The following is a 9,811-nucleotide window of genomic DNA, read 5'->3' as shown; positions in this document are numbered from 1 at the left end:
AACGGGCTACCTTCAATAATTCTCTCGGGGACGGGTGGACAGTAAATAACAAATTCCACGGTGGATTCCACCGTGGTTTTCACAGTGGTTTTTATCGAGTCACCTCGATCTCCACAGAGTTATCCACAGGTGTGGAAGAAATAGTTATTCACAGCTTAGTGCATGGCTGTGGATAACTTGTGATAGACCACTTTATAGCGTTGTACTGCGGAAATGCTAAAACTCTCAAGTGGTTATTTAGAGTTATCCACAACGGTGCACGTGCTGTGGAATTCGATTCCTTAGTTCTACCGCCGCGAAGGCGGGTGTGTCTAACGGAAGATTTATACTTAAAATGCAGGCGGCTATAGACCATTGCGGTGCGAAGGATTAGCCGCAGCATGAGCGCCAAAACTGGCCTTCTAGCTGCAGGAAAAAACACTTATGTAATTTCGGGTGTACCCGAGTGTCGATTTGTTTCCGGCGGTTTAAATCACGTAATCTGGCATGGTCTATTGCAACAGAGGGTTGCGCGTGAACAGGACAGTGTCACTTCGCACTGGCAGGGCTTACCAGAGCTCGCCGAGCGTTTAGATAACAGTGACGCGTCAGGTTCATGGAATCCATTCATCAGTGGATGTGCTGCCGTTTTGTGGCGGCAGTATGTCCACGTACAACTTCAAGGAGAATTGACGTGGCAAAGGGTAAGCGCACGTTCCAGCCGAACAACCGTCGCCGTGCACGTAAGCACGGTTTCCGTACTCGCATGAGCACCCGCTCCGGTCGTGCAATTGTGGCCGCTCGCCGCAAGAAGGGCCGCGCAAAGCTGTCCGCATAAGTCATGCTGCCAGCCCACCACAAGCTCACATCGCCGCCGCAATTTCGACGGACGATGAAGGGCAGTCGCCGGCAGGGCACTCGCACCGTCGTCGTGCATGCGCGCGATACTATGAGTGCGAATTCCAATGGCACCATGGGCAATCCGGCCGAGATCGCGGCCACCGGGCCGCGATTCGGCCTCATTGTTTCTAAAGCCGTCGGGAATGCAGTGGTACGCCACCGCACCTCCCGGCGGCTTCGCCATGTGTGCATGACGCTCATCCCCAAGCTTCCAGCGGGCGTGGATGTAGTGATTCGTGCGCTACCTGCAAGTGCGACCGCTACCAGTGAGCAATTAGAAAAAGATATTACTAAGGCGCTGCGCAAACAATGGGATATTTAAATACCCGTGGGGAAGAAATTCCCGCAGCCTCCGGACTGGCTGCACCGCTGGTTAAAGCGGTTCGTTTCTACCAAAAGCATGTCTCGGGCCTTAAGATGGTATCAACCTGTCGGTTCGAACCGACATGCAGTGCTTATGCCTTAGAGGCGTTGTCCAAACACGGCGCGCTTAAAGGTACGGCGATGGCAATGGCTAGGGTGTGCAAATGTGGGCCCTGGCATCCGGGCGGATTCGATCCAGTCCCGGGACCGGTCACCAACAACAACTGAGGATTAAACACTCGTGCTTAATTTCATTTACTGGCCAATTTCGGCCGTTTTATGGTTCTGGCACTGGCTGCTATCCCTCGTAATGGATCCCGCGTGGGGCATTACGTGGATTTTGGCCATCGTGCTGCTGACCTGGACGCTGAAGGCGCTCATGGTCAAGCCCACCGTGAGCCAGATTCGCTCTTCGCGCAAGATGCAGGAAATCCAGCCTAAGGTGCAGGAAATCCGCGCGAAGTACGGCAAGGATCAGGCTCGAGCTGCACAGGAAATGCAAAAGGTCTATAAGGAATCTGGCGTTCGCCCGATGGCCGGCTGCCTTCCGGTCTTGGTACAGATTCCAATGTTCATTGGTCTTTTCCACGTGCTGCGCTCGTTCGACCGCACGGTTTCTGTAGCCGGCGGCATTGGACACCCCAGCGGCGAGCCGATGTCCATTGAGGCCAACGCCAATACCGCGAACTACATCTTCAAGCCGGAGCTCGTTCAGCAGTTCTTGGACGCCAAGATCTTTGGCGTTCCGCTGGTTACGAACCTCCGCCTGAACTCGCCCTTGGTGGAAGGCGTTACCACCACCACCCAGGCGGCGTTCATCATTGTGCCGATGATTGCCGTCATTGTGGTGCTGATGCACTTCAACGCGCGCATGAGCCTGAACCGCCAAGAAAAGCGCCGCGCCCAGGGCAAAACTTCCGCCCCGCAGGGCCAGAATGCGGAAATGATGCAGCAGCAGATGGCCATGATGTCCAAGATGATGCTGTGGGTCATGCCCGCAATGCTGATCTTCTCCGGCTTCATCTGGCCCATCGGTTTGTTGTTCTACATGCTGTCCAACACCGTGTGGACCTTCTTCCAGACCCGCATCATCTACGGCAAGATGGACCGCGAAGAAGAAGAGGAAGAGGCCGCTAAGATTGAAGCTAAGCGCACTACCGCTCCAAAGCCTGGCGCTCGCAAGAAAGACAACCGCACCAAGAAACAGCGGAAGAACGACAACTAAACAGCTACTGAGGAGATTCTCATAGTGTCCGAGATGGACCCGTCTGCAGTATTTGGCTCCCGCCTGCCGCTCGCGCAGGAATACCACGATTCGCTCGCTACAGACGGGTCCACTCGTGGTTTTATCGGCCCGCGCGAGGTACCGCGGCTGTGGGAGCGCCACATTTTAAACTGCGCCGTTATTGAACAAGTCATTCCGGAAGGCGTCACGGTTATCGATGTCGGCTCTGGTGCCGGATTGCCCGGCATCCCGCTGGCCATCGCTCGTCCCGATCTGCACATCACGCTCATTGAGCCGCTTTTGAAGCGCTATAACTACCTCAATGAGATCACCGAAAAGCTGGGCTTAGATAACGTCACCGTGCTGCGCGGGCGCGCCGAAGAAGGACCCATTAAAAAGGCAGTGGCCGGCGCGGACGTGGTGACCTCCCGTGCAGTTGCTCCCCTGGGAAAGCTGGCAAAGTGGTCTCTTCCCCTAGTACGCAAAGGCGGGGAAATGATCGCGCTGAAGGGCTCTTCTGTACACGAAGAGCTGGAGCGCGATGCCGCGGATATTAAGAAGGCCGGCGGCGGAAAAGCCGAGGTCACGACCGTTCATGGAACCACGATTATCCGTGTCCCGCGCGTGAACTAAAGTAGACGGCATGACTAATCCGCGCCTTATCACTATTGCTAACCAGAAGGGCGGCGTAGGTAAAACCACCTCCGCCGCCAACTTGGCCGCAGCCCTTGCTACTGAAGGCAAGAAGGTATTGGTCATTGACCTTGACCCCCAGGGAAACGCATCGACCGCCATGGGCGCGGAACATAGCTCAGGAACCGATTCCAGCTATGAATTGCTCTTGGGTGATTGCACTGCGGAAAAGGCCATGCAGGCTTCCCCGCATAACTCCAACCTTTATTGCATCCCCGCGACCATCGATCTTGCCGGTGCGGAAATTGAGATGGTGTCTCTCGTGCGCCGCGAGTTTCGGCTTTACGATGCCCTCCATAACGGGTTCCTAGAAGAACACGGCTTTGAATACGTCTTTATTGATTGCCCGCCATCTTTGGGTTTGCTGACGATCAATGCCATGACGTGTGCGGAAGAAGTCATTATCCCTATCCAGTGTGAGTACTACGCACTGGAGGGCGTGGGCCAGTTACTGGGCAATATCACCATGATTCGCGAGCACCTCAATGAAGATCTGCATATCTCTGCGGTGCTCCTTACCATGTATGATGCACGTACACGTTTGGCCGAGGATGTGGCCGAAAACGTCCGCGAGCAATTTGGCGCCGTTGTCATGGGCAATGTCATCCCGCGTTCAGTGCGCGTCTCAGAGGCGCCTGGTTACGGGACCACGGTGATTGATTACGCCCCTTCGTCCACCGGCGCACGGGCGTACCTCGCCGCGGCTCGCGAGCTCAACAGGCGTGGTGATTATCGCCCGCATCCCACCACGGGAGCGATTGGCGTGAGCCCCGAAATTTATGCGGAATTGGAAGGATAGGATTTCATGGCAGAACAAAAGCAAGGTGGCCTAGGCAAAGGCCTAGCCGCTCTCATCCCGTCCGGCCCCGACGCACCCACCCGCAAACCACGGCTGGGTGATTCCGCCGCAGATATTATCTTGGGAAACTCCACGGGAAATAGTGAGCGCAAGGCACGCGGCGAAAAGCGCGTAAAAGGAGCTCCCACCATCCAACAAGGCTCTGGGTCCAAGTCCTCCAAAAAGCGGCAAGCTACGCCGGCGGCAATCGGTGCGACTTACCGTGAGATTTCCGTGGGGGAAATCGTCCCCAACCCCAAGCAGCCGCGCACCGTTTTTGATGAGGATGAGCTCAGCGAGCTGGTTCACTCCATCCGCGAGTTCGGCCTCCTGCAGCCGGTCGTCGTACGCCCCTCCGAGGAGGGCGGATTCGAGCTCATCATGGGTGAGCGTCGTTGGCGAGCTTCCTCCAAGGCTGGCTTGGCCACCATCCCGGCCATCGTCCGCGACACCAAAGATGACAACCTGCTGCGCGATGCCCTGCTGGAAAACATCCACCGCGTCCAACTCAACCCTTTGGAAGAGGCACACGCCTATCAGCAGCTCTTGGAAGAGTTCGGAGTAACCCAGAACGAATTAGCGGATCGCATTGGCCGCTCGCGCCCACAGGTGACCAATATGCTCCGCCTGCTACGGTTGCCGGTGGATGTGCAGAAGCGAGTTGCCGCAGGCACCCTCTCGGCCGGTCACGCGCGCGCTATCTTGGGCCTCGACGATAAGGAAGCGATGGACTACATCGCGGACCGGGTAATTTCGGAGGGCTTGTCCGTGCGTGCCACCGAGGAAGCCGTGACGCTATATAAGCGCGACGGGAAACCCGCAGAGAATAAGAAGAAGTCCCAAGTACCACAGCCGCAATTTTTCACCGACTCGGCCGAGCGCCTCTCGGATCGCTTCGATACTAAGGTCACCGTGACCATGGGCAAGCGCAAGGGCAAAATGGTCGTAGAGTTCGGCGACCAAGAAGATTTCGAGCGCATCATGGCGCTGATGGAGCGGGATAAATAACCTGCTCCTGTGGCAGGTTCCCCAGCTGCCTGCCACATTCGCAAAGTTAGTGCCCTCCTCTTTAGAGCGAGGGCACTATTTTTTAGAAAAGATGAAGTGGCCCTTGGCTTGTTCTTCCTCATGTTCGGCGCCCAGCGGAATGCCCTTGCGCTCGCGCAGGAGTAGGGCTGCAATAAATCCGACGATGCTTGCGGAGACAAGATATACGGATACCGCAAAGGTCGTGCCCGTTGCTTCTACCAACGAGGCCGCGATCATCGGGGCGAAGGCACCGCCGAGAACGGAGCCGATGGCATAGGTAATCGATACGCCCGAAGCGCGAATGGATGCTGGGAAAAGCTCTGTATACATGGCAGATTGCGCACCATAGGTTAAGCCGAGCCCAACCGTCAGGAAGATGAGGGCGGAATAAAGCAATCCCAGGGACGCCGTATTAACCAGCGGGAAAAGGGCCGCAGCGCCGATCGCTTGAATGACAAATCCGACGAGATACGTCGTGCGGCGCCCGATATAATCCGATAACCAGCCAGCGAAAAGCGTAAAGATGAGCCACGTGAAGGCCGATAGCGTGACGGCATTGAGGACATCGCCACGCGCGAGCGAGACCGGACCCTCGGGGTTGGTGGCGTAATTTTGGATATAGCCACCGGTGGTCATATAGCCCACGGTGCCGTTACCTGCAAAAACTAGGGCCGCGACGAGGACAAGCGGAAAATAGCGCTTGAACAAGATACCAATGGGGTTTGCCGCCTCGCGTTTCTTATTATCTGAGATCTCTTGAAAGACCGGTGACTCATCCACGCCGATGCGGATGGCATAGCCAATGATGACTAGGACGAAGGAAAGCAAGAACGGCACGCGCCAACCCCATTCAAGGAAGGCATCCCCTGGGGCGATGATATTCATGATGGAAAGCACGCCAGAGGACATCAGCAGGCCGATGGGGACTCCGATCTGTGGCCCAGCGCCAAAGAGGCCGCGCTTATCGTTGGGAGCGTGTTCAACTGCAAGCAGTACCGCGGAACCCCATTCTCCCCCGGCAGAGATGCCTTGAATGATGCGGAGGAAAATCAACAGGATGGGAGCCCATACTCCCGCCGTATCGTAGGTAGGCAGGAGGCCAATTAAAGTGGTGGCCCCACCCATGGCAAAAAGGGTGACCATGAGGACGAGGCGGCGGCCAAGACGGTCACCAAAATGGCCCGCTAGGAAGGCGCCAAGTGGGCGAAAAAGGAAGGATAGGCCCACGGAGGCGAAGGAGACGATGCTGGCTACCCCACCTTCTAAGGGGCCGAACATTACCTGGTTAAAAACTAGGCCGGCGACGGCGGCATAGAGAAAGTAGTCGTACCATTCAATCGCGGTTCCGATTGTGGTGGCAGCTACTACGCGGCGCGTTTCTTTTCTGGAAATTGGGGCGGAGGTTGAGCTGCCCATTATAGGAATCCATTCAATTAGTAGATATCAATAGCTTGGACTGATACTAATCGAATGAATTCTATTGGTGCAAGATAACGCAGTTAATCTTGCGCAGCGGCCAGTGATTAAGTCCGCTCTGTGCGCTCCAGCTTGTGCAGGCTAAGCCTGCTCCGCTTGAAGAAGCTCGGAGAATTTGTAGGTACCGGTAATGGCGGTGTCCTGCTCCATGAGGTACATGCGCTTGACGGCGATAACGATTGCTTCTGCAATATCGTCACGGCGCTTCGGGTTGGTAAGAATTTTGACGTCCTCAGGATTGGTGAGGTAACCCAAAAAGATCTGAACAACCGGCATCTGCGTCAGGCGCAAAAGATCCCAGGTGCGGCCGTGGTTAGAACAGTCCTGCAGATCGGTGCGCGCCACGATTTCACGCTGGATGAAGCCGGAAAGGGTTTCACCAATGAGTGAGGAGTTTCCGGATTCGGAACCAAAGTAGAACGTGGCTACGCCGTGGGCCTTCTCGTTGGGATAAGAATCGCACGCCAAAGAGATGACCATATCGGCATCAAAGGCATTGGCTAGCTCGGCACGGGATTGCACGTCCGCATCATCGGTGCGGGGGCGCGAAATAATGGTTTCCATGCCGGCGGCGATCATTCGGCCTTCGATGCGTTGGGTGAGATCCCAGAGGATTTCTTGCTCAGAAATATCACCAAAACGGCCCTTGACCGTGAAGCCGGAGTCCCGGCCACTTAGTGCAGGGTCAATGACCACGCGCTTGCCCGCCAACTTTGGACCAGCATTGCGCACACGCTCGCGCTCCAAAATATTGTGCGCCGAACCGCCGGTGATGCGGCGGCCGAGCAAGCTGAGCGCGCGAATGGTAGCCGGTCCACACACGCCGTCTTCCTGCAGCCCGCAATTGTGCTGGTATTCGGTTAAGGCAGCGTGGGTATTGCGGCCAAAATGACCATCGACGCGATCTTGATAGAAACCGAGCTCTTGCAGTTGTTGCTGCAATTGCGAAATGTCATCGCCCACCAATGGGTTGGTGGGTTCATAGCTCAATACGCGGCTGCCCAGGGTATAAGAGGCTTGGCGCAATTCGCGCAGGGTGAGATCGTCGATCTCTCCCGTTGGGAGGATGCCGCGCGATTGCTGGAATGCCTTGAGCACTTCAGCGAGATCGGCATCAAAGGTCTTATCAGTCTCGGAGTACTTCTGCTTTTTCCAGGCAGAGAGTTCGCCCGTGAAATCTGATAAGAGGCCAAGGCGAGCCAAGGTGGCGCGAGCTTCTGCTACGCGCACACTTGAATCACCAACCCGAAGAACGCGATTCACGCCTTTCACCCCTTCCACGGCCTAGGACTTTAGGCCGCATGGCAGATTTCCTACTCGGTAACTTTAGTAACAAGAGTAACAGCTATAGCTGCTTTTTCACTTGCGCCACGATGTCATCTTTAGAACGCAGGCCCACAAACTCGTCGACCTTTTCGCCGTTGTTGAAAATCAATACATTTGGAATGGACATGATTTGGAACATGGCGCCGAGGTTTCGTTCTTCATCGACGTTGACCTGGGCGATGGTGACTTCACCGTCGAGCTCATCTGCGACCTCTTCCAAGATCGGAGACAGCTTCTTGCATGGCCCGCACCATTCCGCCCAGAAGTCCACGACGACGGGTTTATCCGCCTCGATGACATCAGAACGGAATGTTTCAGTGGTTACCTTTTTGACGTTACTCATACTGAATCTAACGGTTTGCAGCCAAGAATTGTTCCGCATCCATGGCAGCGCGGCAGCCGGAACCTGCAGCGGTGATGGCCTGCTGATAGTGGTCATCTACCAAGTCACCGCAAGCGAAAACGCCAGGCAGAGAGGTCTTAGTAGAGGGCTGGTCAACCTCAACGTAACCATTGTCATTGAGCTTGACCTGGCCGTTGAGGAAGGACGAACGCGGATCGTGGCCAATGGCAACGAACATGGCGGTCACGTCCAAGGTGGAGGTTTCCCCAGTCTCAACGTCCTTGAGCTCTAGGCCGCCGACCTTGCCGTCATCTTCAAGCACGCGCTCGACAACCTTATTGGTTTCCCACTTAATCTGCTCGTTCTCCTGGGCGCGGTCCAACATGATCTTGGAGGCGCGGAAGTTTTCGGAGCGGTTCACAATGGTGACAGACTCCGCGAACTTAGTCAGGAAGGTAGCTTCCTCCATAGCGGAATCGCCGCCGCCGATGACGGCGATATTGTGGCCCTTGAAGAAGAAGCCATCGCACGTAGCGCAGGTAGAAACACCGCGGCCGGAGAGCTCTTCTTCGCCGGGAATGCCAAGGTGGCGTGGTGCGGCGCCGGTGGCGAGGATTACCGTGCGGGCTTCAAAAACCTCGTCGCCCACGTGGAGCTTTTTAATATCGCCCTCCAACTCGACGGAGTCGACGACTTCCATGCGCAGATCCGCACCAAAGCGGATTGACTGTGCGCGCATTTCTTCCATGAGCTCTGGGCCCATGATGCCCTTTTGGAAGCCTGGGTAGTTCTCCACCTCGGTGGTGTTCATTAATTCGCCACCGTATTCAAATCCCTCGAATACAATGGGGCTGAGTTCAGCACGAGCGGCATAAAGCGCGGCGGTATAACCGGCAGGTCCGGAACCTACGATGGCAACATCGTGGACGGTCATTGCTAACTCCCTAAAATCACAGTGTCATTTTGCGTAACGTCAAGAGTCTACCCGCCTGATTGCGAATCGTTCATATTGCAAAGGCTAGCGGCTGCGAAATTGATGCAAGAATGATGCGATATCGAGATGTTAACCGATGGCTTCGCGCAAGACCTCCCGCGCGCGTGCCCGGCGAGATTTAACGGTGCCAGGCTTTACGCCCTGGGCGGTGGCGACTTCGTTGACGCGGAACCCGGCGACATCGGTAAGCATGAGGGCTTCGCGCTGATCTTGCCTTAAAAGCTCCATGGTCTCGCGGACGACGAGCTGTTCCGCCAGATTTTCGGATGGGTTGTGTGCCAGCAGCGGATTGCGATCATCGGCAAAATCATCGCTATCGAGCGAGGCGTTTTCCCTATTAGCCCGGTGATTTAAATAGTCGTAGCCGGTGTTTTTCACCAGGCGGTGTAGCCACGTGCTTAAGGCCGATTCCCGCCGGTAGTTATGCAGATTGCAGCTAGCGCGCAGGAAGGCTTCTTGCACGACATCCTGCGCATCGTATTCATTCCTTGTATACCGCCGCGCCACGGTGGTCAGCCGCTTGCGGTGGCGTTCCACGATGGCGGAAAAGGCTTTATTATCCCCCTCGATAAAAGCATCAACTAATTCTTCGTCGCTGTGGTCAGGACTTAATGGCATCTGTAGATTCCCCCCGGATCAACAAGT

General features: G+C 55.8%; 12 protein-coding genes. 7 read left to right on the top strand and 5 right to left on the bottom strand.

The features are described from left to right. Positions 1-673 precede the first annotated feature (673 nt). The 7 genes from rpmH to ACLI1O_RS11720 are packed head-to-tail and all read left to right on the top strand — an operon-like array spanning position 674 to position 5,006. Positions 674-817 (top strand): 50S ribosomal protein L34, encoded by a 144-nt coding sequence (gene rpmH, locus ACLI1O_RS11750; RefSeq protein ID WP_005275994.1) that lies wholly within the window; start codon positions 674-676, stop codon positions 815-817. A 3-nt stretch (positions 818-820) separates the two neighbouring features. Further along, the gene (gene rnpA / locus ACLI1O_RS11745) at positions 821-1,201 is read left to right on the top strand and encodes a ribonuclease P protein component (RefSeq protein ID WP_034653281.1); all 381 of its coding nucleotides are present in this window, start codon (positions 821-823) and stop codon (positions 1,199-1,201) included. Then, positions 1,189-1,470, top strand: a complete 282-nt coding sequence (gene yidD / locus ACLI1O_RS11740; RefSeq protein ID WP_349839157.1) for a membrane protein insertion efficiency factor YidD — start codon at positions 1,189-1,191, stop codon at positions 1,468-1,470. The genes rnpA and yidD overlap by 13 nt, the downstream gene beginning before the upstream one ends. Before the next feature lie 13 nt (positions 1,471-1,483). After that, the gene (gene yidC / locus ACLI1O_RS11735; RefSeq protein ID WP_284785355.1) at positions 1,484-2,467 is read left to right on the top strand and encodes a membrane protein insertase YidC; all 984 of its coding nucleotides are present in this window, start codon (positions 1,484-1,486) and stop codon (positions 2,465-2,467) included. Positions 2,468-2,500: 33 nt separating this feature from the next. After that, a complete protein-coding gene (gene rsmG, locus ACLI1O_RS11730; protein WP_296090104.1) occupies positions 2,501-3,100 on the top strand; it encodes a 16S rRNA (guanine(527)-N(7))-methyltransferase RsmG in 600 nt (199 codons plus the stop codon). A 10-nt stretch (positions 3,101-3,110) separates the two neighbouring features. Next, positions 3,111-3,959 (top strand): ParA family protein, encoded by an 849-nt coding sequence (locus ACLI1O_RS11725; protein ID WP_284783121.1) that lies wholly within the window; start codon positions 3,111-3,113, stop codon positions 3,957-3,959. A 6-nt stretch (positions 3,960-3,965) separates the two neighbouring features. Next, positions 3,966-5,006 (top strand): ParB/RepB/Spo0J family partition protein, encoded by a 1,041-nt coding sequence (locus ACLI1O_RS11720; protein ID WP_005275978.1) that lies wholly within the window; start codon positions 3,966-3,968, stop codon positions 5,004-5,006. A gap of 75 nt (positions 5,007-5,081) precedes the next feature. Here ACLI1O_RS11720 and ACLI1O_RS11715 read toward each other — a convergent pair whose 3' ends face one another. The 5 genes from ACLI1O_RS11715 to ACLI1O_RS11695 all read right to left on the bottom strand — a co-directional run bounded on the left by ACLI1O_RS11715 (position 5,082) and on the right by ACLI1O_RS11695 (position 9,784). After that, positions 5,082-6,443, bottom strand: coding sequence for an MFS transporter (locus ACLI1O_RS11715; RefSeq protein WP_284770787.1), 1,362 nt, complete (start codon positions 6,441-6,443; stop codon positions 5,082-5,084). A gap of 141 nt (positions 6,444-6,584) precedes the next feature. Continuing rightward, positions 6,585-7,766: an N-acetylmuramoyl-L-alanine amidase gene (locus tag ACLI1O_RS11710; protein ID WP_034659476.1), complete on the bottom strand. Its 1,182-nt coding sequence runs from the start codon at positions 7,764-7,766 to the stop codon at positions 6,585-6,587. Positions 7,767-7,848: 82 nt separating this feature from the next. After that, the gene (trxA, locus tag ACLI1O_RS11705) at positions 7,849-8,172 is read right to left on the bottom strand and encodes a thioredoxin (protein WP_005280453.1); all 324 of its coding nucleotides are present in this window, start codon (positions 8,170-8,172) and stop codon (positions 7,849-7,851) included. Between the two features lie 7 nt (positions 8,173-8,179). Then, the gene (gene trxB, locus ACLI1O_RS11700) at positions 8,180-9,106 is read right to left on the bottom strand and encodes a thioredoxin-disulfide reductase (protein ID WP_005275966.1); all 927 of its coding nucleotides are present in this window, start codon (positions 9,104-9,106) and stop codon (positions 8,180-8,182) included. Between the two features lie 129 nt (positions 9,107-9,235). Further along, complete coding sequence (locus ACLI1O_RS11695; RefSeq protein ID WP_411706885.1) at positions 9,236-9,784, bottom strand: RNA polymerase sigma factor; 549 nt, start codon at positions 9,782-9,784, stop codon at positions 9,236-9,238. Between the last annotated feature and the right edge of the window lie 27 nt (positions 9,785-9,811).

This window comes from Corynebacterium sp. LaCa78, from assembly GCF_046717505.1.
Classification (GTDB): domain Bacteria; phylum Actinomycetota; class Actinomycetes; order Mycobacteriales; family Mycobacteriaceae; genus Corynebacterium.
The sequence above is the reverse complement of the archived record's forward strand: the minus strand, read 5'-3'. Positions and strand labels throughout refer to the sequence as shown.

What these genes read in the sequence shown, in the direction of transcription:
- ACLI1O_RS11725 (WP_284783121.1), top strand. Translation starts at nt 3,111, where the DNA reads ATGACTAATCCGCGCCTTATCACTATTGCTAACCAGAAGGGCGGCGTA.
- ACLI1O_RS11695 (WP_411706885.1), bottom strand. Translation starts at nt 9,784, where the DNA reads ATGCCATTAAGTCCTGACCACAGCGACGAAGAATTAGTTGATGCTTTT.
- rsmG (WP_296090104.1), top strand. Translation starts at nt 2,501, where the DNA reads ATGGACCCGTCTGCAGTATTTGGCTCCCGCCTGCCGCTCGCGCAGGAA.
- ACLI1O_RS11715 (WP_284770787.1), bottom strand. Translation starts at nt 6,443, where the DNA reads ATGGGCAGCTCAACCTCCGCCCCAATTTCCAGAAAAGAAACGCGCCGC.
- trxB (WP_005275966.1), bottom strand. Translation starts at nt 9,106, where the DNA reads ATGACCGTCCACGATGTTGCCATCGTAGGTTCCGGACCTGCCGGTTAT.
- trxA (WP_005280453.1), bottom strand. Translation starts at nt 8,172, where the DNA reads ATGAGTAACGTCAAAAAGGTAACCACTGAAACATTCCGTTCTGATGTC.
- yidD (WP_349839157.1), top strand. Translation starts at nt 1,189, where the DNA reads ATGGGATATTTAAATACCCGTGGGGAAGAAATTCCCGCAGCCTCCGGA.
- ACLI1O_RS11720 (WP_005275978.1), top strand. Translation starts at nt 3,966, where the DNA reads ATGGCAGAACAAAAGCAAGGTGGCCTAGGCAAAGGCCTAGCCGCTCTC.
- rnpA (WP_034653281.1), top strand. Translation starts at nt 821, where the DNA reads ATGCTGCCAGCCCACCACAAGCTCACATCGCCGCCGCAATTTCGACGG.